General features: G+C 66.0%; 24 protein-coding genes. 10 read left to right on the plus strand and 14 right to left on the minus strand.

Features of this window, described 5'->3' with window-relative positions:
- Positions 1–17: 17 nt before the first annotated feature.
- The 8 genes from MU553_RS01465 (at position 18) to MU553_RS01500 (ending at position 8,633) form a co-directional block, all read left to right on the plus strand.
- Positions 18–2,165 carry a hybrid sensor histidine kinase/response regulator gene (locus MU553_RS01465; protein WP_247373799.1) on the plus strand — a complete coding sequence of 716 codons (2,148 nt, stop codon included), beginning with the start codon at positions 18–20 and terminating at the stop codon, positions 2,163–2,165.
- Between the two features lie 167 nt (positions 2,166–2,332).
- The gene (locus tag MU553_RS01470) at positions 2,333–3,118 is read left to right on the plus strand and encodes a GTP cyclohydrolase III (protein WP_247373811.1); all 786 of its coding nucleotides are present in this window, start codon (positions 2,333–2,335) and stop codon (positions 3,116–3,118) included.
- The gene (locus MU553_RS01475) at positions 3,108–4,136 is read left to right on the plus strand and encodes a zinc-dependent alcohol dehydrogenase (RefSeq protein ID WP_247373821.1); all 1,029 of its coding nucleotides are present in this window, start codon (positions 3,108–3,110) and stop codon (positions 4,134–4,136) included. The genes MU553_RS01470 and MU553_RS01475 overlap by 11 nt, the downstream gene beginning before the upstream one ends.
- Positions 4,133–4,522: a 6-pyruvoyl trahydropterin synthase family protein gene (locus MU553_RS01480; protein ID WP_247373823.1), complete on the plus strand. Its 390-nt coding sequence runs from the start codon at positions 4,133–4,135 to the stop codon at positions 4,520–4,522. The genes MU553_RS01475 and MU553_RS01480 overlap by 4 nt, the downstream gene beginning before the upstream one ends.
- A complete protein-coding gene (locus MU553_RS01485; protein WP_247373825.1) occupies positions 4,519–5,625 on the plus strand; it encodes a glycosyltransferase family 4 protein in 1,107 nt (368 codons plus the stop codon). Before MU553_RS01480 ends, MU553_RS01485 begins: the two co-directional genes overlap by 4 nt.
- The gene (locus MU553_RS01490; protein ID WP_247373828.1) at positions 5,618–6,541 is read left to right on the plus strand and encodes a polyamine aminopropyltransferase; all 924 of its coding nucleotides are present in this window, start codon (positions 5,618–5,620) and stop codon (positions 6,539–6,541) included. Before MU553_RS01485 ends, MU553_RS01490 begins: the two co-directional genes overlap by 8 nt.
- Positions 6,542–6,608: 67 nt before the next feature.
- On the plus strand, positions 6,609–7,745 hold the full coding sequence (gene folP, locus MU553_RS01495; protein ID WP_247373830.1) for a dihydropteroate synthase: 1,137 nt from the start codon (positions 6,609–6,611) through the stop codon (positions 7,743–7,745).
- A 201-nt stretch (positions 7,746–7,946) separates the two neighbouring features.
- Complete coding sequence (locus MU553_RS01500) at positions 7,947–8,633, plus strand: 6-hydroxymethylpterin diphosphokinase MptE-like protein (RefSeq protein ID WP_247373832.1); 687 nt, start codon at positions 7,947–7,949, stop codon at positions 8,631–8,633.
- A gap of 3 nt (positions 8,634–8,636) precedes the next feature.
- Here MU553_RS01500 and MU553_RS01505 read toward each other — a convergent pair whose 3' ends face one another.
- Both MU553_RS01505 and MU553_RS01510 read right to left on the minus strand, forming a co-directional pair.
- A complete protein-coding gene (locus MU553_RS01505) occupies positions 8,637–9,335 on the minus strand; it encodes a hypothetical protein (protein WP_247373834.1) in 699 nt (232 codons plus the stop codon).
- A 53-nt stretch (positions 9,336–9,388) separates the two neighbouring features.
- Entirely contained in the window at positions 9,389–10,663 is a 1,275-nt protein-coding gene (locus MU553_RS01510; protein ID WP_247373836.1) for a hypothetical protein, read from the minus strand.
- 339 nt (positions 10,664–11,002) lie between these two features.
- Here MU553_RS01510 and MU553_RS01515 point away from each other — a divergent pair, with 339 nt between their 5' ends.
- Positions 11,003–11,551 (plus strand): OsmC family protein, encoded by a 549-nt coding sequence (locus MU553_RS01515; protein ID WP_247373838.1) that lies wholly within the window; start codon positions 11,003–11,005, stop codon positions 11,549–11,551.
- 51 nt (positions 11,552–11,602) lie between these two features.
- Here MU553_RS01515 and MU553_RS01520 read toward each other — a convergent pair whose 3' ends face one another.
- Positions 11,603–12,571 (minus strand): quinone oxidoreductase family protein, encoded by a 969-nt coding sequence (locus tag MU553_RS01520; RefSeq protein WP_247373840.1) that lies wholly within the window; start codon positions 12,569–12,571, stop codon positions 11,603–11,605.
- A gap of 273 nt (positions 12,572–12,844) precedes the next feature.
- Between MU553_RS01520 and MU553_RS01525 the strand changes: the two genes are divergently transcribed.
- A complete protein-coding gene (locus MU553_RS01525) occupies positions 12,845–14,269 on the plus strand; it encodes an FAD-binding oxidoreductase (protein WP_247373843.1) in 1,425 nt (474 codons plus the stop codon).
- A 3-nt stretch (positions 14,270–14,272) separates the two neighbouring features.
- On the opposite strand, the gene MU553_RS01530 is transcribed toward MU553_RS01525, so the two are convergent.
- From MU553_RS01530 to nosZ, 11 genes are all read right to left on the minus strand, one after another.
- Positions 14,273–15,001, minus strand: coding sequence for a CehA/McbA family metallohydrolase (locus tag MU553_RS01530; protein ID WP_247373846.1), 729 nt, complete (start codon positions 14,999–15,001; stop codon positions 14,273–14,275).
- Between the two features lie 6 nt (positions 15,002–15,007).
- Entirely contained in the window at positions 15,008–15,703 is a 696-nt protein-coding gene (locus MU553_RS01535; protein ID WP_247373857.1) for a CDP-alcohol phosphatidyltransferase family protein, read from the minus strand.
- Positions 15,704–15,815: 112 nt separating this feature from the next.
- Entirely contained in the window at positions 15,816–16,415 is a 600-nt protein-coding gene (locus tag MU553_RS01540; protein ID WP_247373860.1) for a GNAT family N-acetyltransferase, read from the minus strand.
- A gap of 107 nt (positions 16,416–16,522) precedes the next feature.
- Positions 16,523–18,220: a thiamine pyrophosphate-binding protein gene (locus MU553_RS01545; protein ID WP_247373872.1), complete on the minus strand. Its 1,698-nt coding sequence runs from the start codon at positions 18,218–18,220 to the stop codon at positions 16,523–16,525.
- Positions 18,221–18,352: 132 nt separating this feature from the next.
- Positions 18,353–19,012 carry an SdpI family protein gene (locus MU553_RS01550; RefSeq protein WP_247373874.1) on the minus strand — a complete coding sequence of 220 codons (660 nt, stop codon included), beginning with the start codon at positions 19,010–19,012 and terminating at the stop codon, positions 18,353–18,355.
- Between the two features lie 74 nt (positions 19,013–19,086).
- The gene (locus MU553_RS01555; protein WP_247373876.1) at positions 19,087–19,734 is read right to left on the minus strand and encodes a nitrous oxide reductase accessory protein NosL; all 648 of its coding nucleotides are present in this window, start codon (positions 19,732–19,734) and stop codon (positions 19,087–19,089) included.
- A 39-nt stretch (positions 19,735–19,773) separates the two neighbouring features.
- On the minus strand, positions 19,774–20,664 hold the full coding sequence (locus MU553_RS01560) for an ABC transporter permease (protein WP_247373878.1): 891 nt from the start codon (positions 20,662–20,664) through the stop codon (positions 19,774–19,776).
- Positions 20,661–21,644: an ABC transporter ATP-binding protein gene (locus MU553_RS01565; protein WP_247373880.1), complete on the minus strand. Its 984-nt coding sequence runs from the start codon at positions 21,642–21,644 to the stop codon at positions 20,661–20,663. Before MU553_RS01565 ends, MU553_RS01560 begins: the two co-directional genes overlap by 4 nt.
- Positions 21,631–23,019, minus strand: coding sequence for a nitrous oxide reductase family maturation protein NosD (gene nosD, locus MU553_RS01570; RefSeq protein ID WP_247373893.1), 1,389 nt, complete (start codon positions 23,017–23,019; stop codon positions 21,631–21,633). The genes MU553_RS01565 and nosD overlap by 14 nt, the downstream gene beginning before the upstream one ends.
- An 8-nt stretch (positions 23,020–23,027) precedes the next feature.
- Positions 23,028–23,777, minus strand: a complete 750-nt coding sequence (locus tag MU553_RS01575; protein WP_247373895.1) for a hypothetical protein — start codon at positions 23,775–23,777, stop codon at positions 23,028–23,030.
- Between the two features lie 32 nt (positions 23,778–23,809).
- Positions 23,810–25,789 carry a TAT-dependent nitrous-oxide reductase gene (gene nosZ, locus MU553_RS01580; protein ID WP_247373907.1) on the minus strand — a complete coding sequence of 660 codons (1,980 nt, stop codon included), beginning with the start codon at positions 25,787–25,789 and terminating at the stop codon, positions 23,810–23,812.
- Positions 25,790–26,008: the final 219 nt, after the last annotated feature.

Below are 26,008 nucleotides of genomic sequence, written 5' to 3' on the forward strand. Positions count from 1 at the left end.
GCAATTGAGTTTCACCTATGGGCAGCAAACCCCATCTCCGCGTCCTCTACATCGGGTCCGATTCTCTCCTGGTCGAACGCGTGACTGACGAACTCGGGTGTGAGAACGCCGTCGTCGTCAAAGAACCAGCGGCTCCAGACGCGCTCGATCGACTGTCCGAGGAGTCGTTCGCCTGCGTGGTCTGTGACGACGAGTTGGCCGACTCCGACTGGGAATCAGTTCGCCAGTCCGTCGCCGAGCACGACGCCGCACTGCCGTTCCTGCTCCTCGTGAGCGACGGAGCCACTGACCAGGTCCTCGACGCACTCGACGCCGACCGCACGGAGTACGTCCTGCTCGACGCGGAGCCGGCGCCGTACGCGGTCACGGCCCAGCGGATTCAGCGCGCGGCAGAGCGGTATCGAACCACGGTACCCAGGACCGGCGCCGGGGGGACGGTCCACACGCTGCTCGCGGAGACGACCGATACCATCTGCGTCCTCGACGAGTCGGGGACGATTCAGTACGTGAGTCCGTCTGGCGACCGGTTGTTCGAGTGCGAACCGTCCACGTTGACCGGCAAAGAGGTTGGAGCGATCACCCATCCCGACGACGTCGACCGGATTCACGACGTGTTCGAGACGGTGCTCGCAAAGCCCGAACGAACCGTCACGGTCCAGTTCCGGATCGAGTGCAACGACGGGTCGTGGTGCTGGGTCGAATGTCGCGCCCGCAATCAGCTTTCGAACCCGGCCGTCAACGGCGTCGTCGTGACGCTCACGGACATCTCACAACACAAGCAGCGAGAGCGGGAACTCCGCCGGTTTCGCGAAGTGGTCGAGCAGGCAGGCCACGCGATCTACATCACCGACCCCGACGGACTGATCGAGTACGTCAACCCGGCGTTCGAGGAGTCGACGGGCTACTCCTACGAGGAGGCGGTCGGGGAGAACCCGAACATCCTCAACTCGGGCGAGCACAGCAGCGAGTACTACGCGTCGCTGTGGAACACGATCCTCTCGGGGAGCACCTGGAAGGGCGAGGTGATAAACGAGCGAAAGAACGGTCACCAGTACGTGGTCGAACAGACCATCGCACCGGTCGAAACCGCCGATGGCGAGATCGATCGGTTCGTCGCCATCAACACCGACATCACCCAGCGAAAGGCCTACGAGCAGAAGTTAGAGCAGTACGAGCACATCATCGAGAACCTGCCCGTCGGCGTGTTCCGGACCACGCCGGGGGACGACGGCGAGTTCGTCGAGGTGAACTCGGAACTCGTGTCGATCTACGACGCGTACTCGAAGAGCGAACTCCTCCAGCGAAACGTCAGCGAGTTCTACGCCGACGCCGACGAGCGCGCGGCGTTCAGTCAGTCTCTTCGGGAGGAAGGCACGATCACGGGCCTGGAGGTCGAACAGGAGACGCTGGCCGGCGAGACCATCCAGGTGTCGCTCACGGCGATGAAAGTCGAAGAGGACGGCGAGGTGTACTTCGACGGTATCCTCCAGGACATCACCGATCGGAAGCGCCGCGAGCGCGAACTCGAACGGAAGAACGAGCAGCTCGAACAGTTCGCCAGCATCGTCACGCACGACCTTCGCAACCCGCTCAACGCGGCGCAATCGCGGCTCGAACTCGTCGAGCGCTCCTGCGAGGACGAGGAACTCCACGAGAACATGGCAGTGATCGACGAGCAACTCGTCCGCATGGAGGAACTCATCGAGGACGTACTGGCGATCGCTCGCCACGGCCAGCAGGTCGAAGACACCGAACGCGTCGATCTCGCCAGACTCGTCGAGAGCTGCTGGCAAACGGTCGAGACGGACGCCGCCGAGATCGTCGTCGACACCGATCTGACCCTCGACGTCGACACCGGCCGCGCCCAGCAACTGTTCGAGAATCTCTTCCGGAACGCCATCGAACACGGCGGCAGAGACGTCACCGTCAGAGTCGGGACGCTGGCGGACGGGTTCTACGTCGAAGACGACGGGCCGGGCATCGACCCCGAGGACCGAGACGAGGTGTTCGATCACGGGTACACCACCCACTCGTCGGGGACCGGCTTCGGGCTCAACATCGTCAAAGAGATCGTCGACGCCCACGGGTGGTCGATCAGCGTCACTGAAGGCACCTCCGGCGGTGCCAGGTTCGAGATCAGTGGAATCGGCAACGAGCACGAGTAAGCCGCTGTCACCGCACCCTTCCTCCCGGTCTCGCGAGGTGGCGTGACGGACGCCTGGGCCCCTGTCAGCGCATCACCCGCAGGAGCCGTCTCTGCGCATCGAATAAGCGCGAAAGTATATCCAGAGGCGGCAAAAGTATTGAGAATCGAGCCGGTGATTGTGAGGGTGTGTCAACCCCAACGATACAGGTGACGCTGGTCCAGTTGGACAACTACGGTCCCTGGACGGTGACACCGGAACCGCGGCGGGAGACCGACCTCCAGTCGTTGCAGGCGCGCCTGTTCGCGGACGTGTCTCGGCAGGTCGGGACCGGTGGCGGATACGTGTTCCACTCCCGGTTCGACAACATGATCGCAGTGACGAACGGCCTCGACGACGAGGACCACACAGCGATCCAACGGACGGTTCGCAACCAGTATCCCGTGACAGTGAGTCTCAGCGTGGCGGCCAGCGACACGCCGGCCGCCGCCCTCGAACTGGCCTCCGAGCGACTTCAGCGGGTGGGCAGTGCCCAGGACAGCAACCGGGAAGAAGCGCTCGTCGGGGACCCACTCGACGACGAGGCCCGGACGGCCGAGGACGTCACCGTCGCGCACTTCGACGTGGACGACTTCACCAGCCGATACACGGATCGAGTCGACGCGTTCGACGCGCACATGTCGGTCACGACAGCGTACGCGACCCTGATGCGGTACCTGTATCGGGAGTGCGACGCCCTGTCGTTTTTCGTGGGTGGCGACAACATCGTCTCGATCTGTCCGTCGGCCGAGCCGACGAACTACCAGGGTGCCATCCAGCACGTCACCGCGGAGACCGGTATCGAGCTCAAGGTCGGCATCGGCCGCGGACGGACCGCCCACGAGGCCGGCATGTCGGCCAAGCACGCCCTCGAGGAGTGTCGAACGAACGGAACGCGGATCGAACGAGACCTCGCGACTGCCCATGGCGACTGATTCGACCCGGCAGTCGCTGTACTTCACCGACGCGGAGTCGGTGACAGTCGAAGAGCGGCCGATTCCGGCGTGTGCCGCCGAGGAAGTCCGCGTCGAGACGCACGTCTCGGCGATCAGTCCCGGCACGGAGCTGTTAGTGTTCCACGGCGAGGCGCCGGCGGAACTGCTGGCCGACGACCCCATCGACGCCGTGGGCGGAGAAACGGAGTTCCCGATGCAGTACGGGTACGCCGCGGTCGGTGAGGTGAATGCGGTCGGGGAGCACGTCCCGGACTGGTGGCGCGGCGAGCGCGTCTTCGCGTTCCATCCCCACGAGAGTCACTTCGTCGCGGAGCCGTCGACCCTGCTCCGGGTTCCGGAAACGTGCCAGACCGACCAGGCCGCCCTCGTCCCGAACGTCGAGACCGCCGTCAACTTCCTGATGGACGGCCGGCCGATGATCGGCGAGCGCGTCGTCGTGTTCGGCCAGGGGATCGTCGGGCTGCTCACGACGGCGTTGCTCGCCGAGTGTCCCGTCGAGACCGTCGTCACCGTGGAGTGTCTGGAACACCGGCGGGCGCTCTCTCGGCAGTTCGGCGCGGACGCAGTGATCGATCCCGAGTCGGCGGACGTCGCGGGGGCCGTCCGAGAGCGTCTCGACGGCAACGGGGCGGACCTGGCCATCGAGGTGAGTGGCGATCCAGCGGCGCTCGACGACGCCATCGCCGCGACCGGTGAGAACGGGCGCGTCGTCGTCGGCTCCTGTTACGGGACGAAACGCGCCGAGCTGGATCTGGGCGGTTACTTCCACCGGAGCCGCATCGACGTCAAAGCCAGCCAGGTCAGTACCATCGATCCGGTCCACCGGGGCCGGTGGTCGAAAGACCGGCGGCTCGACGAGGCCTGGCGCTGGCTCGACTCGCTCGACGCGTCGCCGCTCATCACCGACCGGGTGCCAGTCGAGGCGGCACCGACGGCCTACGAGCGACTCGACGACGCGCCGAACTCGACGCTCCAGGTGCTTTTGACCTATCCATGACCGACGATACGTACACGTTGAACGTCTCGGAGCCGTTCGTCGCACAGCACTACCTCACAGTTCCGGACCCGGGCCCGGAGGGCGATCTCCACTCCCACCAGTACGAGGTCGAGGTCGAACTCGAAGCCGAGTCGCTGAACGAGTGGGGGTATCTCGTGGACATCGACGCAGTCACCGCGACGATCGACGACCTCGTCGCGCGGTACCGCGATGCCACGCTCAACGACTTACCGGAGTTCGGCGACGACAACCCGAGCGTCGAGCGGTTCACGCGACTGTTCTGCGACCGGTTCCTCGATCAGCTCCCGACCGATCGGCTGACGAGCGTGACCGTCAGGATACACGAGGACGACGTCGCCTGGGCGGCCTACGAACGAACGCTATGAAGATCGGCTTCGCCGTCTACGGTGGTCTCGACAACACGTCCGGGGGCTTCCACTACGACCGCCGGCTCGTCGAGCAGTTGCGCGCCCGAGGTGACACAGTCGAGGTGATCGACCTGCCGTGGCCGAGCTATCCCAGACAGTTCCTCCACAACGCCCGTCCGTCGATCCACCGTCGGCTGGCCGGCGACTTCGACGTGGTCCTCCAGGACGAACTGTGTCACCCGTCGCTTTTCAGGATCAACCACCGGCTCGGCCGAGCCCGTCCCGTCGTCAGCGTGGTCCACCACCTCACGAGCAGCGAAGCGCGCGGGTCACTCGCACAGGGGCTCTATCGGCAGGTCGAGCGCGCGTACCTCGCGACGGTGGACGGCGCCATCTGTAACAGCGCGACCACGGCCGCGTCGGTCACCGCATTGGCCGACGTTCCGACGCAGGTTGCGCCCCCGGCCGGAGACCGCTTCGAACCCGACGTGGACCGAGCAACTGTCCGCGAACGCGCGCGGACCGACCCGTTCCACGTGCTCTTTCTCGGCAACCTCGTGCCGCGGAAGAACGTCGAAACCCTGCTGCGGGCCGTCGCCGGCCTCTCACCGCCACCCGAGGTGACGATCGTGGGCGACGAGACGGTCGAGCCGGACTACACCCGGCGGCTCCGAGCCGCAATCGACGAGTTAGGTCTCGACGCCGCGGTGACGTTGACTGGTCGACTACCGGACGACGCGGTCGCGGCCCACCTCGCCCGCGCCCACCTGCTCGTCGTCCCGTCCGAGTACGAGGGGTTCGGCATCGTCTACCTCGAAGCGATGGGATTCGGCGTCCCACCAGTGGCGACCACTGCCGGTGGCGCCAGCGAGTTCGTGACCGACGGCGAGAACGGACGGCTGGTCCCGCCCGACGATCCGAAGGCGATCGCTCGCGTCGTCGAATCGCTGCGGACCGACCGGGACCGCCTCGAACGGCTTTCGCTCGCTGCGCTCGATCGCTACGCCGAGCATCCCACCTGGGAGGAGTCGATGGCAGGTGCCAGGGAGTTCGTCGCTGCAGTCGCCGAGAGCAACCAGTCAGCCCCAGCAGCGTCGTCGGGAGGCCTGGTCGATGGCTGACACACCGGCGTCCTACTCGATGCAGGAGTACCTGACAGCGAAGCGATCCGTGGATGACCGGGCGCTGAATCGCCGCGTCCTCGACCGGGTGACGACGTTTCTCGACGAGCGAGACGCCCCCGACGTCCTCGAAGTCGGTGCCGGGACTGGTGCGATGGTCGCCCGAGCGCTGGCCTGGGACCTGCTCCCGGACGGGACCGCCTACACGGCCATCGAGATCGATCCCGACAGCGTCGCCCTCGCACGCGAGACAGTTCGAGCGGCCGCGAGAGCTGCCGACTACCGCATCAGCGAGCAGGCCGCCGAGGAGGTCAGACTGGTGCGCGACGACCGTGAAATCACGGTGACCGTCCGCGAAGCGGACGCGTTCGCATTCGTCGAGCGGGCGGAGCGCACGTGGGACCTCCTGATCGGGGCCGCGTTCGCCGACCTGGTGGGCGCGTCGGCCGTCGAGCGACTGCTGGGCGCGGTGCCCGACGGCGCGTGTTACTTCCCGATCACCTTCGACGGTATGACCCGATTCCATCCCGCGGCCGATCCGGCGTTCGACGCGCTGATCGAACGTCGCTACCACGCCACCATGAACGACGGCGCGCTGGGGAGTCAGGCTGGCCGGCGGCTCGTCTCGGAACTGAAAGGGGCGGGCTGGGACGTTCCGGCGGTCGGCGGCGCTGACTGGACGATCCATCCGACGGGCGGGACGTATCCCGAAGGTGAAGGATACGTCTTGCACTACCTGCTCGAAACGATCGCCAGCGCGGTCGACGACCAGCCGGACGTCGACGGCGAGCGGCTCGAACAGTGGCTCACGCGCCGTCATCGGCAGGTCACCGACGGGGAGTTACTGTTCGTCGCGCACAATCTGGACGTGTTCGGGCAGCACGAATCGAACGGTGATCGAGCGGACGCAGCGTGAGCGGTCGCGGCCCGAGACAAAGGGTCAGTAACCGACAGTTTTTGTCCGTCTGTCCCAAGCCACCAGTATGCGCAACGTGGACGCGGCCGGGCTGGGAATCGGTGACGACCATCCGCCCCGAATCATGGGCGTCCTCAACGTTTCACAGGAGTCACCGTACGATCCCAGCGTCTTCGACGACCCCGGCGAGGCAGCCGCATACGTCGACGAGCAACTCATCGACCAGGGGGCCGACATCGTCGACGTGGGCCTCGAATCGGCGAACAAGAAGTTCGAGGTGCTCTCTGCCGAGCAGGAACTCGACCGACTGGACACCGCCGTCGAAGCCATCCAGAGCGTCAGCGGCGACGCCGTCTTCTCCATCGAGACCCGGTACCACGAAGTCGCCGAGGAAGCCCTGCAGCGCGGCTTCGAGATGGTCAACGACATCTGCGGCTTCGCTGACCCGGAGATGCCCCGCGTCTGTGACGACTACGACGTGGCCGTTGCGAAGATGGCCAGTCCACCTGACCTGGAGCGGCCGGGCGCGATCGAAGAAGTGGACGACATCTACGACGCCCTCGAACTCAACGGTTTCACCGACAAGACCATCCTCGATCCGGCGTTCGGCGGCTGGAGCGAAGCCAAGACGCTCGAAGACGACCGCGACACCTTCAGGCGGCTCCGCGAGTTCCGCGGCTACGGCTACCCCATCCTGGTCTCGATCAACCGGAAGAACTTCCTCCGTGAACTGGCCGGTCGCTCGACCGAGGAAGCGCTGCCCGTGAGTCTCGCTGCGACTTCGATGGCCGTCGAGCGCGGTGCTCACGTCGTCAGGACCCACGACGTGGCAGCGACCAGGGACGCCGCCGTCATCGGCGACGCCTTCAGCCGTGACCGCCTCCGCGACCCGGACGCCGGCGTCGAGGAACTCGACGTGACGACCGTCCGAGAGAGCCAACGGCACGTGGAACGCCTCGGCATCGACGACGCGTACGCCGAGGACACGACCATCCGCGTGTTCGAGCTGTCCGATCTCGACGACGCGGCTTGCGATCGGCTCGCAGCCCAGGCCGGCACCTACGGTGCCACCGTGGCCGCGGGAACCGGCGACGAGGTGCTCCTGTTCGGAACGGTCGGGGCGCTCGCCAGACTGACCGACGGGTTCGACGGTCCCGCACAGGTCGAAACTGCCCTCGAACGAATCGGTGAATCACTTAAATGATACGGTTCCGTCTGGCGAATCCCGCTGAGAGCGCCAATCGCAAGACGGCGTACGGATCGCGTGTCTGACGGAGAGAGAAAACTTATGACAGATGCGCCTAAATGCACGAGTGAAGGCCGAAAGGGCACCCGGGTAGGGGTACCAGGTTGTGCCATTTCGGCTCGCCTCGATTTATCTGGACCAGATCGGTGAGCCACGGCTATGGACTATCCAACCTGGGCACCCGTCTACGAAGCGATCCTGGACGACTTCGGCTTCGACCGTGCCGCAGACGAGCGCGCACGCGACGTGCTCGCTGACCTCACCGACTCGTTCGACTGCTCGAAGCTCTCGTTGGCCGGCCGGCAGGTCGCCATCGCCGGTGCCGGACCGTCACTCGACGCCGAGCGGGATCGTGCGGCCTCGGCCGATGCAGTCCTGGCGGCGTCGACTGCGGCCGACAGGCTGCTCGCGGCCGGCGTCGACGTGGACTGCATGGTGACTGATCTGGACAAAACGCCCGAGACCGCGAGAGAGTTGACCGAGCGCGGGGTACCGGTGGCCGCCCACGCCCACGGCGACAACGTGCCGGCCGTTCGCGAGTACGTACCGACCTTCGAGGACGAATGGGTGTTACCGACGACGCAGGCCGAGCCGGTCGGCCCCGTTCGCAACTTTGGTGGGTTCACCGATGGCGACAGGGCCGCGTTCCTCGCGGATCACTTCGGGGCCGGAGAATTGGTGTTCGTCGGCTGGGACTTCGACGACCCCGCGGTCGGACAGCTGAAGCGGCAGAAGCTGGCGTGGGCCGAGCGGCTGCTGTCCTGGCTGGAGCAGCGACGCGGCGAGCGGTTCGGCGTTCTCGACGGGCGGCGGGACGCGATCGACGCGAGCGACCTCCCGAGATAGCGGTCACTCGTACCGGCGATCGATCTCGTCGAGGACGCGCTCGATCGTGTCCTGTTCGGCCTCAGTCAGGACGCGGCGAACCTCGTCGGTGTAGTCCAGAGTCAGCGACGGCGTCGGCATCCCGAGAGTGAGCGGGCCGGCCAGTAGCTTCGCGGGATTCACCGTCTCCGTGAACCGGAACGCGTCCGGGTGATCGCGGAGCGGGTCGGTGAACGCGAAGTGTTCCGTGACGAGCGATTCGGCCTCGTCGCGGGAGAGCGTCGCCTCGACCGCCGGCCAGAACTCGTCTTCGTCGGCCTCGACGATGGGTCTCGCGGCCGCTGCGAGCCGCCGCTGTTGCTCGACGAGTTCGTCGCGAATCTCGCGCTTTCGCTCCGCCGGCAGGTCCTCGCGGAGCTGTTGGTAGAACGTATCGTGGGAGAGCGCCTCGTCGCTGTAGTCGGCGAAGTCAGCGTCGGGGGCTTCCGCGTAGTCCAGCAGGACCTGGACCTGATCGAGCACGTCGGTCTCGTACGATTCCAGCGCCGGCTGGACGACCTTCCGATCGAGGAGGGCGTTGTTCTTGACGAGCTGGCTGACCAGGCGACCGCTGGCGGTCGTCCCGGTGCCGAACGCGGCGGTCACGTCGAACTGCTCGTAGGCCGTCGAGATGATGTCAGAAACGTACGTTTCGAACCCCTTCTCCAGGGCGTCCCGCGTCATGACGACGTGATACGGACGACCCCGCCCTAATTCTTGTGTCCTTGACGTGACGATCACGCGGAGATTTTCAGCAGCCATCCCCGCCCCTCGGCGGAGTCGGCGTCGGTTCCCCCGACGTTCTGCAGGCCGCTCGCCACGTAGTCGTCCCCGTCGGCCGCGACGCCGGTGAGTGCTGCGAGGGAGTCACTGCTACCGCGGAGGTCAGCCGTCGTGCGGACCGACCGGACGGTCCCGTCGGCAGCCACCGAGAGAAGCAACCCAGTCCGGGTGCCCTGTCCGGTTCCGTTCGTCTGGCCGACGGCGAGCGCCGAGCCGTCCGCGGCCGTCGCAACGTCCCACAGCCTGTCGCCGTTCAGATCGTCGCGGGACGTCGACCACTGTTCGCGTCCGGACGGGTCGACAGCGACCAGCCAGGCGTCCTCGCCGGAGTTTCTCCCGGCCGGCGCTGGACTCGTCTCACCGCAACAGAGGAGGCCACCGTCCGGACGGGCGACGCCGGCCCTGAACACGTTCTGCCGTGCCGCTGAGAACTGGCGTTCGAATCGCGTCTTCCCGTCGGCGTCGATTCCGACGAGGAACCCGCTGCTGGTGCCGTCACGCCGGTCGCTGGCACTGCCGACGAGCGCGTAGCTGCCCTGGCCGGTTCGGACGACGTCGTTGAACAGTCTGTAGTACCCCGACTCGAACACGCGGTCGTCGACGACCTTCCCGTTGCCATCGACCGCCAAGAGCCACCCGCTCCCGCCGCCCTGTGTAGTCATCTCGTGAACGCCAGCGAGAACGAATCCGTTCGGGGCGGGAGCAACGGCCTGGAAGATGGGATCGTTTGCGCCTTCGTATGTTCTGGACCACCGTTCACGTCCGTCAGGCGAGAGGCGGAGTGCCCAGGCCCGGGCTCGCCCGGTTTGATTTCCCCGGCGACCGACAGCGAGCACGTCGCCGTCGGCCGCGATCGTGACGCCGTGGAGTTGGGCGGCACCACTCCCGTAGGTGTTCCCCCAGCGTTCCTGTCCCTGAGCGTCAGTTCGTGTGATCCACCCGCGGGACCCGCCGCTCGGGGTCGTTTGCGTTCCGACGAGAACGTAACCCCCGTCGTCGATCACGGTGACGTCCTCGAAGGCGCCGACGCCGTCAGAGGCTGGAAACTGCCGTTCGAAGACCGCGCGGATGCCGGCGCCGTCCGACGGGTTCCCGTCGTGGTTCGAAGGTGATTCCGTCGTCCCGGGGCGGTGTTCGGTCGACTGTCCAGATCCGAGGAGATCGTTACATCCCGCCAGGCCGGCGGCCCCGACCACGAGGCCACGCCGCAAAGCGGTCCGTCGGTCCATGAGCCTCGGACCCCGTGAGTACCCATTGTTATACCCCGATTACGTTCGCGTTCGGGCCACTCGCCTCCTGTTCGACTACACTTCGGCCTCACCGATCGCTGATCCCGCCCCGGCCCAGGCCCTACCGACTGACAGCCGAGGGTCTCGGAGATCCACACCAGCTGTGTCCAATTATCGAAATGCCATTTCAGATAGTGCGATGCGCCCCAAGACGTACCCATCCGCAAACAGCAACATACACCGCATCAATCCGTTAATGACGGCTGTTCGTCTATTTCTGGGCGAAGTCCGAAACGATTAACGGGCGCATGCCCTGATATTGTATTGTACACTATATACATGACCGGAGTCAACGGACTGGACGTCGACGACCTCGAAGAGCTGATCGAAGGCGCGGCAGCGGACCCAGCACAGGCGTCGTTCACGTTCAAGGCAGAGACGGAGTGGACCGGTGGGTTCGCGAGTGAGACGCACATTAGTGACTTCGTACAGGACGGGACCACCGTGGAATCGCCGGAGTTCACGATCACCGGTGACGAGCCGGCAGCGTTGCTCGGCGACCGCGCCGGCCCGAACGCGGTCGAACACCTTCTCGCCGCGCTGGGTTCGTGCCTGAGCGTTACCTACGCGGGTCACGCCGCTGCGAAGGGGATCGAAATCGAGGACATGCGCTTCGAGTTCGAGGGCGACATCGACCTCCGCGGCTTCCTCGGACTGAGCGACGAGGTCCGGCCCGGGTACGAAGCGATCAGAGCCACGACGCACATCGACGCGGACGCGTCGGAGGAAGCGCTCCGCGAACTGCACGAGGAAGTCAAAGAGACGTCGCCGGTGTACGACAACGTGACCAACGAAGTCACGCTGGACATCGACCTGCAGTTCGAGTGAGCGTCACGATCGGGAAGCGCGACAGTCGGTGACGCGTTCAGCTGCGTTCGCTCAGGGCTTCAGGACGACCTTGCCGCTGCTCTTTCTGTCCTCGATGAACTGGTGGGCTTCGGCGGCGTCGGCCAGCGGGAACTCGTGGCCGACGATGACGTCGAGGTCGCCCGATTGGAGCTGCTGGGTGAGTTTCGGGACGGCCTGGAAGACGCGCCCGGGCTCGCGCCGCATAGCCTGCCCCAGGTGATAGCCGATGACCGTCTGGTTGTGGAAGAGGAGGTCGCCGGTGTTGGGTTTGCCCGGTTCGCCGCTGGCGGCACCGAACGACACCATCCGGCCGAAGTCTTTCAGGCACTTCATGCTCTCGGTGGTCGTCTCGCCCCCGATGCCGTCGAGGACGAGGTCGACGCCGTGGTCGGTCTGGTCGTTGACCGCCTCGACGAAGTCGACCTCGGTGTACTGGATCGGGTGGTCACAGCCGAGGTCTTCGGCGAGACCGAGTTTCTCCTCGGTGCTGGCCGTCCCGAACACCTCGGCACCGGCGTTGCTGGCGAGCTGGACCGCAGCGGTGCCGACGCCGCCGGCCGCCGCGTGGATCAGGACCGACTCGTCCTCGGTGAGGTCGCCCCACCCGAACAGGCAGTTGTGCGCGGTCAGGAACTGCACCGGGAACCCCGCGCCCTCCGAGAAACTCATTGCCTCCGGCAGGTCGAACACGCCCGACGCGTTCGCGATGGCGTACTCGGCGTAGCCACCGTGGTTGACGAAGCCCATGACCTCGTCGCCAACTTCGCGACCGACGCCGTCACCGACCGCGTCGACGACGCCTGCGACCTCCATCCCCGGCGTGTAGCCCGGGTCGGGACCTTCCGGGTAGTGTCCGCGGCGCTGCATGATGTCCGCGAAGTTGATCCCCGCCGCCTTCACCTCGATGCGGAGTTCGCCCGCGTCCGGCTCCGGCACGTCCTGCTCGGCGACCTCGATCACGGAACTATCCCCAAACTCTGTTACCTCTGCAGCTCGCATGACTTTCCATTGTAAATCATGCGTGATAAAGTCATTCCCTTCGGCAGGCCAGTCCGATAGCAAAACCCCGGAGAGCGGAACAGGCAGTGGGTTTCTTGGCGTTTTCCACTCCTCGATCTCGGCGGCGCCGGTGAGAGGCCAGCGCGTCCCGACAGTCACGATCAGCGTTCGATTCCAGGGAACGGTCTTCCGAACGCGTCTTCGAAGCGTCGATATGAATCACCTGTCGTTTACGGCGTAAATTTAAGCCGTCACGGGAGCGGGATGTTGGGTATGGGATACGATTGTGAATTTCTCACAGACTGCCTGGGGGAGGGGAACGTGTCGTTCGGCGAGTCCGCGCGGGAGAGTCACGCGGCCGACTGGGCCGCCGACGAAGCGGGAACCGGCGTGACGCCCGACGCCGTCGTCTGGCCCGAATCGACCGACGACGTCTCCGCAGTGCTGGAAGCGGCAAACGACCGCGGCGTCCCGGTGACGCCCTACGCGGCCGGAACGAGCCTGGAAGGCAACGCCGTGCCGGAGTACGCGGGCATCAGCATGGACCTCACGCGCATGAACGACGTGCTCGACGTTCGCCCCGACGACTTCCAGATCGACGTCCAGCCCGGCGTCATGGGCACCGCGATCGACGACGCGGTCAGCGGCGAGGGACTGTTTTTCCCCCCGCTCCCGTCCTCGGGCGGCATCTCGACGATCGGCGGGATGATCGCCAACGACGCGAGCGGAATGCAGACGGTCAAGTACGGCGAGATCGCCGACTGGGTGCTCGAACTAGAGGCGGTCCTCGCGGACGGGTCGGTCGTCACCGCCGGCTCGAAGGCCGTCAAGACCTCGAGCGGCTACAACCTCAAGGAGTTGCTCGTCGGGAGCGAGGGGACGCTGGGCGTCGTCACCCGAGCGACGCTCGAACTGGAGGGGATTCCCCAGCAGATCCGCGGCGGGCGCGCGATCTTCCCGACGCTGGACGACGCGGCCGAGGCCGTCTTCGACGCCGTTCGCTCCGGGGTGGACGTGGCGAAGATCGAACTCGTCGACGCGATCAGCGCCGAGATGGCAAACGACTACCTCGGGACCGACCTCCCCGACGCGCCGATGACGTTCGTCGAGTTCCACGCCAACCACGGCGTCCAGGAGGAGATCGACTTCTGTCGAACTATCTTCGAGTCCCACGACGTCGAGCGGTTCGAGCTGGCCGACGAGGAGGCGATGGACGAACTCTGGAAAGCCAGGAGCGAACTCGCCTTCGCGCTCCAGACCTGGGACCCCGACCTGAAACCGCTCCACCCCGGCGACGTGACCGTCCCGATCAGCGAACTGCCGGCGATCATCCGCTACGCGAAGGAACTCGGCGCGGAACACGACAAAATCGTGCCCTGCTTCGGGCACGCCGGCGACGGCAACGTCCACTACACGACGCTGGTCGATCGTGACGACCCCGACGACGTCGCCGTGGGCGAACAGATCTACGAAGCCGTCGTCGAGAAAGCGATCGAGTTGGGCGGCACCTGTACCGGCGAGCACGGCGTCGGCCGAGGGAAGCGTCAGTACCTCGAACTGGAGCACGGCGCCGACAGCGTCGAGGCGATGCGCGCGCTCAAACGCGCGCTCGACCCCAGAGACACGCTGAACCCCGGGAAGATATTTCCCGAAACCGCGAAGGGAGAACGCGTGCAAGCAGAGCCGACCGACGACTGACCGTCAGACGAGACGGGCCACCAGCGCGCCGACGCCCGCCCGGAGCACCATGCTCGTCCGATACTCCGCGTGCCAGGCGTGTTTCCTGACGTACCGAGACAGCGGCGTCCGACGGCCTTCGATGCGGGTCGCGCCGGCTTTGATGCCGTCGAGGACGGCTGACGGGGACACGTCGGCAGGACGGTCGGCCGGCGTGTCGACGAGGACCTGGGTGTGGGTGCGCCCGATCAGATCGGGCGTGTGCGCGTCGCTCCCCCCGATCATCGGATATCCGCACTGGGCTGCGAACAGACGCGCGCACCTGTTTCGATACCCCGTCATCGCCAGGCCGTTGTACACCTCGATGCCGTCGACGTCCCCCAGATCCGATTTTCGGATGCCGTGGCGACTGCGCTGGAACGGGTGTGGCACGACTGCTACGCCACCCTGAGTTCGGATCTGCCGGACGGTCTCGGCCAGCGGGAGGCCCAGCTCAGGGCGGCGTTCGACGCCGAGTGCGAGCAGGTGGCCGACGGCCGTCGACACCTCTACGCCGGGGATCCCGACGAGACCGAATTCGGCGGCGCGCTCGGCGGCTTCCAGTGAGGCGTCGAGTTCGTCGTGATCGGTGACCACGACGCCGTCGAGACCGACGGCCCGAGCCCGTCGGAGGATCGCGTCGATCGAGGCGGTCGCGTCGAACGATGCAGCCGAGTGGACGTGTGGATCGATTCGGAGAGAGAGTGGTGGCATCGCTGCTCAGAGTCCGTATTCGAGAACAAAGCAGAGTCCGACGACGACGAGTCCAAGCACCCCGACCACCGAGTGGCGCTCGACCGTCTTGTAACTCCGATAGTCCGAGATCATGACCGGAGCGGCCGCGACGACGGTCAGAGCCGCCACCCAGCCGTTCCACGGCGCCAGGAGCTCGAACGCGAAGTAGTTCGCCAGTACCAGGAGGTTCACGTGAACGACGGTGATGCCGCGGTAGTAACTGGTCCCGTCGTCGTCTTTCAGCCCCTCGTTGGTGAAGCGAATCAGTCGCAGCCCACCGAACATCAGCACCGCGAAGCCGACGACGGCGCTGACGACGACGTGGGGAGAGAGGACGAAATGATAGAGGGCCGCAGCGGGAACCAGGTAGGTGAACACGTCGATGTACGCGTCGATCTGCCGGCCGAGAACCGTCGGTTCCCCGAACTCGCGGGCGTAGAACCCGTCGAGTTTGTCGAATCCGAACGCACCCAGCATCGTGATGATCGCCCAGTTGGGTTCGCCCGAGAGCAAGAGCAACGTCGCGCACCAGGCGAAAAACAGCGCCACGAGACTGATGTAGTCGGCGACGTTCAGCCTGAACAGCATGTAGGGCTCGTCCACACCGGCAGTCCGACGGTCGACCTGCGTTCGCAGGCTATTCAACGCCGTTCGTACCGCGTGTCTGTTCTCGTCGGTCATTACCTGTTCACCTGAGTTGCAACATCGAGACTATATAAAATACGCTAAGATAAATATATAGCTGAAATACCGATACTGCCTGCGAGGTAGTTGCCGGGTACGGTTTAACGAGTTACCGGGGACCCTCTCGAACCGTCCGCCGCGTGAGCCCGAACAATCGGTAGTAGCCGATGACGCGGTCGGCCCGAAATCCGTTCGCCTGGAACACCTGTTTCGAGGGGTAGTTGTCGACCGCGACGAGTGCTATGGCCTGCCCAGCCCCCAGCCGTGCGGCTTCCTGGACCGCTCGTTCGACGAGCGCGGTCGCGATACCGCGCTTTCGATGCGCCGGATCGACGAACACGCGCCAGATGTATGCACCGTCGACGTCCAGTTCGGTTTCCAACGGGTCGACCCACACGGAGCGGTCGTGACTCAGGAAGAGATAACCCACGACCGTCTCGTCGTCGGTGGCGATCAGGATGCGGTCGGTCGCGGCCGGTTCCTCGAACGCGTCGACGGCGGTCGCATCGACGTCGCTGGCCTGCTGACAGGTGAACTCGACGTCCTCCGGGCCTGTGACCGCGGCCGTCTCGACGCCACCGGTCGACCGCACGTACCGCTCCAGTTTGGAGACGCGAATTCCCCGTTCCGCCAGAAACTCGTACACCCGCTTGCCGTGACGGTTCCGCGTGAGCCACCAGAATCGCCGACCGAGTGTCGTGCCCGTCATCTGTGTCCAAACTGCCGTTGTGAGACTCGTCGAGACTCCGTAGTATATACTTGACGGACGAATTATATATAAACTACGTACGAGAACCGTTGCAGGGTTCGATTCCGTCAATCGTGGACCAGTACGTCGAGCACCGTGGTGCCGTCGGCGTCGAGAGCGTCCTCCAGCGCCGGGGCGATCTCGTCTGCGGTCTCGACGCGCTGTGCAGTGGCGCCGTGACTCTCCGCGTTTTTCACCAGGTCGACCGGCGGGTCGAAGTCCATCCCGACGTAGTCGTGGTCCTCGTCGGTTCCGCCGAAGATCGATTGGGTGTTGTCCTTGAGGATGCGGTAGTTGCGGTTGTCCGGGACGACGACGGTCAGGTCCAGGTCGTGGCGCACGGCGGAGTAGATCGAGTGGGGGTAGTAGAGATACGAGCCGTCACCGACGTACCCGATGACCTCGCGAGGGTCCTCGCGCATGGACTCGGCCAGCGCGGCACCGACGGACGCGGGAAGGCCGTAGCCGAGGCCACCGCCCTTGTTCGAGACCATCTGTTCGGCCTCCATCTCCCAGCGAATCAGGAGGGGATACTTCGACGTGACGCCTTCGTCGACGACGTACGCGTCGGGCGCGACCTCCCGCATCGCGTCGACGAGTTCGTGTTTCCCGGCGCGGGTGTCGCCGTCCGGCCGCTCGTCCTCGCTCAGCCCCGTGATGGTGTCCGAGAGCGAGGCTTTCATCGTCTCGACTTTCTGGAGGCGCTGCTCCAGCGTCTCGTCCGACAACCGGTCGTCGACGCGGTCGGTCAACTGCTCTACGACGAGACCCGGATCGCCGACGACGGCCGCGTCGGCCGGCTGGTTCTTCCCGACCTGCCAGGCGTCGTCGGAGACGTGGATGCAGGTCGTGTCTGCCCCCACGAGGTCGTCGTCGTGGTTCATCAGCGTCGTGTTGGTCGAACAGCCGACGAACACGACCGTGTCGCTGCTCATGAGCATGCTCGCCAGGCCCTCGTCCGGCGGGATGTAGGAGATCCACTGGTCGTGGCCCGTGGGGAAATTCACCTCGCAGGCGAGGATCTCGCCGTGGACGCGTGCACCGATCGTCTCGGCGAAGTCCACGGCAGCGTCGACCGCGTCCGCTCCCGAGCGGGCGACGTGATCGCCCAGCACCAGCACCGGATCGTCGGCCTCGACGAGGAGGTCAGCCGCCCGCTCGATCTGTGCGGGATCGCCGCGGCCCGCGTTCGGGATGGGACCCAGCGGTTCGATTTCCGCCGGATCAGTTTCGGCCAGCATCGTGTCCATGGGGAGCCCAAGGAAGACCGGTCCCGTAGGCGGCGTCAGCGCGACGCGGAACGCCCGGCGAAGCATCGTCGGCAGCGCCTCGACGTCCAGGACCTCGGCGGACCACTTGGTGAACTGGTCGACCATGTCGACGAGGTCGCCGTACAGCAGCGGTTCCTCGTGGCGGAAGTCCCGCTCGTGATTGCCGGCGGTGACGACCAGCGGCGTCCCGGCGAACGACGCGGCGTAGACGTTTCCCAGGCCGTGGGCCAGTCCGGGCGTGATGTGGAGGTTCACCACGCCGGCTGGCATCACGTCGTCGTCGTGCGTGCTGTGATAGCGGCGCGTGCTGGCGTACCCGGAAGCCATCCCGACCGCGATGTCCTCGTGGAGCCCGAGCACGTACTCCAGGTCGCTGTCGCTGATCGACTCGAGGACCGGAAGTTCGGTCGTGCCGGGATTGCCGAACACGTGTTCGACCCCGTACTGTTCGAGGGCGTCGACGAACAGGTCGGCACCCGTGTACTCGTCTGGCATGGAGATACCTGGACTGTGCCGGCCACCCCTAAAATAGTTCACCCATGCACCAGCGGCCTTTCACCCGTTGGCCTCTCGGCCTCCTGGGTAAAATCTGTAAAGCACCTCGGGGTGAACCGAGAGACAATCGGGCTACGCCGTGGGACCGTCAGTTCCGTCGCGCTCCTCGTACAGGTAGTACGAGTACGCGACCAGCGCGAGCGAGGAGAGCAGAACCGGCCCGACGGCGAGGGCCGCTCCGTAGCGAGGGGAGAACGCCCCCAGGAACGCGAGGACGCCCGAGAGTTTGAACAGCGCGGCGCCGACGTCGTGGGTTCGCTCCCAGACCTGTTCGTCACTCAGCGTCCATGGCGTCCGGATGCCGACGACCCAGTTCTGCTCGGCGTTTGCCAGCACGCGCCCGGTGTAGAACACCACCAGACCCACGCCGGCGAAGACGACGCTGCTGATCGGCACGTCGTAGCCGAGATTGACGGCCAGGACGACGCCGTGCACACCGGCGAGGAAGGCCGTCAACAGGACGACGAACTCGTTGTACAGGGGGCGAAACGCTTCGATGTTCTCCCGTTTCGGATCGATACGGGGCGAGAGGAGTACCAGCGCGACGACCCCCAGCGCCAGCAGGGGCACGAAGAACTGCCCCCAGAACTTCGGCATCGCGCCGTCGGGCTGGTCGACGGCGTTCCAGTGGGTCACCATCGTCTCGGGGAGACGGGGACCGACGAGGACGCTCGCGCCGAACATCGCGGCGACGAACGCACCGCAGAGGGCGACCGCGCGCTTCGTCCGCATACCTACTCGTTGAAGCCTCCAGCCCAAAAGTATGGGGCCGGGTCCCGGTCTGTACGAACGTCAGTCCGACAGGATTAGCCGGCCAGGAGGTCCGGGTTCATCTCGTCCCACGCGACCGTCCGGCCGCCGTACTGCTCGACGAACGCGTCGGCGTCGGCCGTGTCCGAGAACGGCACGAAGTCCGGCCCCATCGCGCCGTGGACCGAGCTTTCGATCACGAAGACGACGTCCGCCGCCGCCGCGAACGTCTCGGAAGCCGTGGCCGTCTCGATGTAGGGAGTGCCCTGCACGGTCGAGACGTCGTACTCGACGGCCGAATAGTCGGTGACGTACACCGCGGCGGCCGACCAGTCCGACTGTTTGTGATCGAAGTAGTACGGGAGGAGACACGCGCGGATCGAGTCGAACACCGCCGGGTCGTCGTGCCCCTCAGGCGTGTGTTCCCGGTAGAAGATCTGTCCGTTCGGCCCCGGATGCTCCGAGACGACCATCCCACAGACGTCACACTGTTCGCTGTCGCCGAGCGACGTCGGGTCCGGCGACGACGGCGAGGCGTCGGACCCCGAGCCCGAACAGCCGGCGAGGGCTGCGACGCCGACGACGCCGCTCGCCCGGAGGACGGTACGGCGGTCGACGAGATGCCGACCGCCGTCGCCGCGGGAGCGTAGTCGTGTGGCCGATGCGTGTCGTCCGTCGCGTTGGTCTGCGTTGGATTCAGTCATGGTCGGTGGGTGGGGTTGTGAGTGAACGGCACCGGTCGGTTACGGCCGCCGGCGGCGGATAGCCACGACCGCGAGGGAGAGCGGAACGACGAGCCAGCCGAGAAGGGTCGCGGCCAACACCGGCGTCGAGAGGTTCGCGGCCGTGAGGACGGCAGCGAACCCACCGGTCGTCGTCCCAAGTTGGCTCAACACCAGCAGCCGGAACACGTCGGCGGGGTTCGTCAGCGCCATCGCCGTCAGGGCCGCGTCGGGCAGGTCCATGCCGGCGATGAGGCCCAGCGCCACGAGGTCGTGGAGGAGCACGAACCACAGCCAGGCGACCAGCGCGGTCCCGAGCGCCTGGGTCTTCGCACTCGCCAGCGTCGAGAGCAGCACGCTCAGACCGAGGAACGCAACCGCCGTCAGGACGGCAGCGAGCACGAACACCGCGTACTGTCCGAGACCAGCGACCCCGATGGTCGCGCCCGCGGCGACGCCGCCGCCGGCGAACCCGACGACCATCGCGCCGCCGAGGACGCAGGCGCGCCCGAGGAACTTCCCGACGATGACCTGTGCCTGCGACACCGGAAGGGCAAACAGCATGTCCAGTGCGCCGGTCTCCTCGGCCCCGACGACGGTGTCGTACCCGACCGCCAGCGCCGCCAGCGGGACGAGGTAGACGCTCAATTCGACGAGGCTGGCGACGACGCTGCCGTACCGACTCGGGCCGACTTCGGCGGTGCCGAACCCGACGACGGCCACCGAGAAGACGGCGAAGAGAACGGCCAGTCCGACGCCCCAGCGACTCCGCACGGCGATGCGGTACTCTCGGACGGCGATGCGCGCCACGGCACGCGGGCCCGAAAGCGGAATCGGAGCTTCGTGGTCGACGCTGTCGCCCACGCTGGCCTGGACGTGGCCACCGTCGGGGTCCGCCTCGGAATCAGTCACAGCGCACCACCCGTGGGGCCCGAACCGACCCGTTGGTCTCCTGACGCGTCGCTCACGCCCCCGTCGATCGCCTCGCGAAACACGTCCTCGATGCTTGGTTCGCGCACCTCGAACCCGTCCACCGCGGCGACGTCGTGAACCATCGACAGGACGCCGTAGGTGTCTGGACGGGCACACCGGACGCGGAGCCCGCGGTCGTCGGAGGGTTCGGCGCTGGTGACGCCCGGCGCGTCGCGCAGGCGGTCGGCCACGGCCGACGGGGAGTCGTCCTCGCCGATGCGGAGGTCGATGGTGACTGTTTCGCCGACGTCGCGGCGGAGGTCGTCGACGTCGCCAGCCGCGCAGACGCGGCCGTCGTCGAGGATGGCGACCTGGTCGCAGACTCGTTCGACCTCGGCGTGGCTGTGCGAGGAAAAGACGATGGTGATCGGCGTCTCCGCGGCGATGCGCTCCACGATGCGGTTGAACGCGTCCACGCCCATCGGATCGAGTCCGGCGGTGGGTTCGTCGAGCAACAGGACCTGTGGCTCGGTCAACAGCACCGTCGCCAGCCCGAGGCGGCGGTTCATCCCGTTTGAGTAGCCGCCGACGGACCGGTCGGCCGCGTCCGCGAGGCCGACCGTCGCGAGCGCGGCGGCGATGCGTTCGTCCCGGACGGTGGCCGGAACCCCGCGCACGTCTGCGTGGAACCCGAGGACCTCCCGCCCGGTGAACGAGGGCGGGAACCCGGCGTGCTCCGGGAGGTAACCGACCCGTCGTCTGACTTCGACGCCCCGTTCCGCGGGCAGGCCCGCGATCTCGACGGCGCCCGCGTCGGGGGCCTCGTGGCCGATGAGCAGGCGGAACAGCGTCGTCTTTCCGGCTCCGTTCGTCCCGAGCAGGCCGAAGGTCGTCCCCGCCTCGACGGCGAGACTGACGTCCTCCAGCGCCGTCACCTGCCCGTAGCTCTTGGTCACGCGCTTGATCTCAACGTCGTTCATAGAATCGCCTCCAGTCTTCGTGTGGTGAGTCGACGAGCGGGTGGTGGTCGACGACGCCCGGCGACTCGATGACCGGCACCGAACTCTCCGCGAGCCGGATCAGGTGGAAGGCCGGGCTGTCCACGAACAGGCCGGCCGCCGGTTCGTCGACGACCAGTTGCTCGACCAGCCCCGCCGGCTGGTAGCGCAGCTCGCTGACGCTATCGCCGTCGACGTCCGCCGTTCGTGCGCTCGCCCAGTAGTTCCCGCTCGAACTCGCGTTCCAGGCCACCTGTTCGCCGATGACCGGACGAACCTGCTCGCCGTTCCCGATGAAACTGTTGTGGTGGACCCGCTCCCTGACGCTGCCGGCCGTCAGGTGGATGCCGACGTCGTTCGCCAGGTGCAGGTTGCCAGTGATGTTGTTGTCCATCGAGTTGAACACGTACTGGCCGTTGCCGTTGTCCACCAGCGTGTTGTTCCTGATCTCCGTGTCGTCGATGCCCTTCAGGAGGATGCCGTGACTGCTCTGGCCCGAATTGTTGATGGCGGTGTTGTCGACGATGTGCAGCTGCTTCGAGACCATCAGCGCGTAGCCGATGTCGTTATCGAACGCGAGGTTCTCCCTGAGCGTGCAGTCGTCGGAGTACATGTAGTGGATGCCGTACCGGATGTCCCACAATACGTTCTCGCTGGCAGTCACGTTCGACGCCCAGGAGTAGTACACCCCGTCCCGGACGTCGGTGATGCGGTTGTTCGTGATCACCGCGTCGGTCACCTTCCAGATGTGGATGCCGTTGCCGCGTTTGGACAGCGGCGTGACCGATTCGCGCCCGATGATTGTGTTGTTGCTCACGCGCAGGTTCCGCCCGCCGTCGAGCCAGACCCCGAAGGTCATGTTCGTGACCCGGGCGTCGACGACGGTGGCGTTGCTCGCGTTGACCCAGATGCCGGCGTCGTTGTCGGACGGGCTGTACCCGCCGTTGCGGACCCACAGGTCGCGGACCGTCACGTTGCCGGCCTCGATCGTCAGGACGTCGCCGGACCCGTTTCCGTCGACGACCGTCCGATCCGGTCCCGCGCCAGCGAGAGTGACGTTGGGCGTCCGAACCACGACGCGCTCGTCGAAGCGCCCGCGCAGATGCACGACGTCGCCCGGTCGCGCCGCCTCGACCGCCGCGCCCACCGTCTCGTACGTCGTTCCGTCCACGCGGGCGACGCCGTCGGCGCTCGGCGACGTGAACTCGTACTCGTCCGGTACCGGGGGCTGGAACGCGACGGACGAGTCGGTGCGTGAGGCCGTTCCGAGCGCGCCCGCCGTGGCCACGGTGAGGACCAGTAGACCGACCGCCAGGAGTGCGAATCCGCGTTCCAGGTGGGGTGATTTGGAGGACATCGTTCCGGTTACGCGTCGCCCCCTTCGACCTCGGCGTCGGGACCTGAGCTCTTCTCGGCGCCGAAGAGGAAGGACAACAGCGTGACGAGGCCGCGAGCCGGCAGTTCGTCGACGGTCACCTCCGTCTCTCGGTAGTAGTAGGCGACGATCAACAGCGCGATGGCGGTCATCGCCATGTAGGCGCCGAGTCCGAACCGCGAGTAGGTGGTGAGGTTGGCGATCTCGTAGCGGCCCCACAGGGGTGGCGTGAACGGGTCGACGCCGATCAGCGGGGCGTCGGGATCGAGGCGGTGGCCGGCCCGGTAGAGCCGGTACTGGATGTCGGCCGTGATCACCGCGAACAGGCCGACGGTCCCGGCGAGTTGCAGCTTGATACCGCGCTTTAGCTTCTCCGTGGTCGGAGCCAGTGCGACGAACAGCGACAGCGAGCCAACGGCCACGAACGCGAGCGGACCCAGCGACCACTCGGGCACGTCGACCGCGTACGGGTCGGGTTCGAAGTTGGGGCTCCAGTACACCGGATCGGGGTAGTAGAACCCGACGTAGTGGTTCAATCGCGCCAACTCGACGTAGTCCCCTTCGATGCGAGGGTACGCGTACACCCGCACCTGCAGGACGGTTTCGGGATACTGGACGGCGTGAACCGCGATGCGCCACACCGGAAACAGGATCGCAGCGACGAACAGCAGCGCCGCTACCACCGGGAGCGCACGGCGGGCGTTGCGAAACTGGCTGACCTCTGGCAATTCATAGTTCATGGTTGATAAGGTGGGAGCCCACGGAGGCAGCGTCACTTCCGGGGTTCGACGATCATCCGGCTCCGCATCTCCAGGTGCAGCGCACTACAGAAGTACGTACAGTACAACCAGTAGACGCCCGGCTGGTCGGCCGTGAACGTGACCTCCCTGGTGTCCTGCGGGGCGACGGCGAGGTTGATGCCGTGCTTGGGAATCGCCAGCCCGTGGATGATGTCCCGCGTCGTTTCGATGTTGGTGACCGTAATCGTGACCTCGTCGCCTTCCTTGACGGTGAAGTCACGGAGCCCGTACTGGTTGCGCGTGGCCGACATCTTGACGTGGACCGAGCGGTCGCCGGTCCGATTGACCTCGCTGTCCTTCGGCGTGACGTAGGGCTTTTCGTCCGCGTAATCGCTCTTTTCCCAGGTGGTCTTCGGGTTGATCTTGTCACGGTGAGCGATGACGCAGTCGTGAGGTTCGGGGTGAACGGGGTGGTCCGCGATCAGGTCCATCCCGCCCTGCTTGTCGGTCCCGTCCTCGCTGATGTCGATGAGCTGGTCGTTGTCGGGGTGGATGGGCCCGACGGGGAGGAAGCGGTCCTTCGAGAGCTTGTTCAGACTGACCAACCAATCGCCCGACGGGTTCGTCGTCTCGGCTTCGGCGGCCTGCAGGTGGCCGGGACTGTAGTGGACAGTCACCTTCCCCTTGACCGGCTTGGTCGACCCTTTCTTGGCGTTGACGGCTTCTTCGATGTCCCACTTGGTGACCTTCGAGTCGATGAACAGCGTCGTGTAGCCGTGACCGCGGCCGTCCCAGGTAGTGTGAAGCGGTCCCTGCCCGACCTTCGGCTGGCCGACGATCGCGTCCTCGGGGTCGTCCACCTTCGGAATCTTCTCGATGTCGATGATGGTGACCGTCGGGGAGAGCTTCCCGCTTGCGGTGACGTACTTGCCAGAGGGGGTCACGTCGCACCCGTGCGGGCTCTTCGGCGTGGGGATGTAGTGAACGATCGGGTCCCCGCTGGAGTTGAGTCTCGACCCCTTCCGGCCGTCGAGGACTTTCACTCCGTTGACTTTCCTGTAGTTGCCGCTGTCGATAGCCGACTCGATGGCGTCGACGTCGAACGCTTTCACGTAGTCCCGGTCGTCGCGGGTCATGCCCTCGACCTTGAAGGCAGCTTCCTTGTTGTAGCCGGTCGCGAAGGCCCAGCGCCCGTTTTTCCCCGAGTCTGCGTTGTCGAGGTTGCCGGAGACGCGGACCTGCCACTCGACGTCCATCGACTCGGGGTTCAGGGCCGTGAAAGTCGACCAGTACTTGTCGGGGTTGTCGACGTTCCGGCCGTCGTTCGGCACGGGTTCGCGGAACTCGCCGACGCCGTAGACGTACTTCGTGTCCGGCGACTGCACGGAACAGCCGTGACAGGCCTGCATGTTCGGAATGTCGGTGATGGCGTCGGTCTCGAAGTACTTCAGGTTGATACGGGCCATCCGTCCGCCACCCTTGTCGTTGATCCAGAGGTACTTGCCGTCGTAGTCACCTCCGCTTTCTGAGAGGATCGGGTGGTGACAGTCGCCCCACTCCAGTCCATGCCGGGACGACATGTCCCCGCCCTCCTCGAGGACCTGTTTCGTCTTCTCGTCGTGGCCGTAGCCGACCGCGCCGTCCCGCTGGAAGACCGGAATCCGTCGGATCTCCCGCATCGACGGCATCCCGAGGACGCGCACCTCGCCGGAGTGGCCGCCGCTCCAGAAGCCGTAGTACGTGTCTGTCTCCCCGGGCTCGACGAAGTGGTCGTCGCTGGTCGCGTGCCCACTCTGGGTCATGAGGGAGCTGCCTGCGAACCCGGTCGCAGCACCCGCACCTGCGACGACGCCGGTCCGCATGAGGTCGCGCCGGTTGATCTCCAGGCCAGCGAGTTCGAGCGACGCCCGCTCGTCTGTGACCGCCGGGTCCTCGACCTCCGCGAGGACGTCGTTCAGTCTCGATTCGTAGTCGCTGATCGTGTCTTCTGGCGTCTTGTCGTTGTCACTCATGAGTAATCACCTCGGCAAACCGCACCGTTCGTGGCGTGGGGAATGGTGGAAGGCTCGTAGCCGCCCGTCCGGCGCACGCAGGGGCGGACGATCACACTCGCGGCGGTAGAGCCTCTCGGGATCTGGCGACGCTGCCTCGCACCCGGTAGCGAAGCGACGCCACTGGACGCGAAGCGATTCGGCCACGACGGACCGACCGTCGCTGAAGCGTGCGAACGA

Source organism: Halorientalis brevis (assembly GCF_023077655.1).

Excerpts from the sequence above, each read along its gene's own strand:
- folP (WP_247373830.1), top strand. The coding sequence starts at position 6,609 with ATGCGCAACGTGGACGCGGCCGGGCTGGGAATCGGTGACGACCATCCG.
- MU553_RS01510 (WP_247373836.1), bottom strand. The coding sequence starts at position 10,663 with ATGGACCGACGGACCGCTTTGCGGCGTGGCCTCGTGGTCGGGGCCGCC.
- MU553_RS01525 (WP_247373843.1), top strand. The coding sequence starts at position 12,845 with ATGGGATACGATTGTGAATTTCTCACAGACTGCCTGGGGGAGGGGAAC.
- nosD (WP_247373893.1), bottom strand. The coding sequence starts at position 23,019 with ATGTCCTCCAAATCACCCCACCTGGAACGCGGATTCGCACTCCTGGCG.
- MU553_RS01500 (WP_247373832.1), top strand. The coding sequence starts at position 7,947 with ATGGACTATCCAACCTGGGCACCCGTCTACGAAGCGATCCTGGACGAC.
- MU553_RS01540 (WP_247373860.1), bottom strand. The coding sequence starts at position 16,415 with ATGACGGGCACGACACTCGGTCGGCGATTCTGGTGGCTCACGCGGAAC.
- MU553_RS01515 (WP_247373838.1), top strand. The coding sequence starts at position 11,003 with ATGACCGGAGTCAACGGACTGGACGTCGACGACCTCGAAGAGCTGATC.
- MU553_RS01535 (WP_247373857.1), bottom strand. The coding sequence starts at position 15,703 with ATGACCGACGAGAACAGACACGCGGTACGAACGGCGTTGAATAGCCTG.
- MU553_RS01575 (WP_247373895.1), bottom strand. The coding sequence starts at position 23,777 with ATGAACTATGAATTGCCAGAGGTCAGCCAGTTTCGCAACGCCCGCCGT.
- MU553_RS01565 (WP_247373880.1), bottom strand. The coding sequence starts at position 21,644 with ATGAACGACGTTGAGATCAAGCGCGTGACCAAGAGCTACGGGCAGGTG.
- MU553_RS01520 (WP_247373840.1), bottom strand. The coding sequence starts at position 12,571 with ATGCGAGCTGCAGAGGTAACAGAGTTTGGGGATAGTTCCGTGATCGAG.
- MU553_RS01530 (WP_247373846.1), bottom strand. The coding sequence starts at position 15,001 with ATGCCACCACTCTCTCTCCGAATCGATCCACACGTCCACTCGGCTGCA.
- MU553_RS01505 (WP_247373834.1), bottom strand. The coding sequence starts at position 9,335 with ATGACGCGGGACGCCCTGGAGAAGGGGTTCGAAACGTACGTTTCTGAC.
- MU553_RS01465 (WP_247373799.1), top strand. The coding sequence starts at position 18 with ATGGGCAGCAAACCCCATCTCCGCGTCCTCTACATCGGGTCCGATTCT.
- MU553_RS01550 (WP_247373874.1), bottom strand. The coding sequence starts at position 19,012 with ATGCGGACGAAGCGCGCGGTCGCCCTCTGCGGTGCGTTCGTCGCCGCG.
- MU553_RS01475 (WP_247373821.1), top strand. The coding sequence starts at position 3,108 with ATGGCGACTGATTCGACCCGGCAGTCGCTGTACTTCACCGACGCGGAG.
- MU553_RS01555 (WP_247373876.1), bottom strand. The coding sequence starts at position 19,734 with ATGACTGAATCCAACGCAGACCAACGCGACGGACGACACGCATCGGCC.
- MU553_RS01485 (WP_247373825.1), top strand. The coding sequence starts at position 4,519 with ATGAAGATCGGCTTCGCCGTCTACGGTGGTCTCGACAACACGTCCGGG.
- MU553_RS01545 (WP_247373872.1), bottom strand. The coding sequence starts at position 18,220 with ATGCCAGACGAGTACACGGGTGCCGACCTGTTCGTCGACGCCCTCGAA.
- MU553_RS01480 (WP_247373823.1), top strand. The coding sequence starts at position 4,133 with ATGACCGACGATACGTACACGTTGAACGTCTCGGAGCCGTTCGTCGCA.
- nosZ (WP_247373907.1), bottom strand. The coding sequence starts at position 25,789 with ATGAGTGACAACGACAAGACGCCAGAAGACACGATCAGCGACTACGAA.
- MU553_RS01490 (WP_247373828.1), top strand. The coding sequence starts at position 5,618 with ATGGCTGACACACCGGCGTCCTACTCGATGCAGGAGTACCTGACAGCG.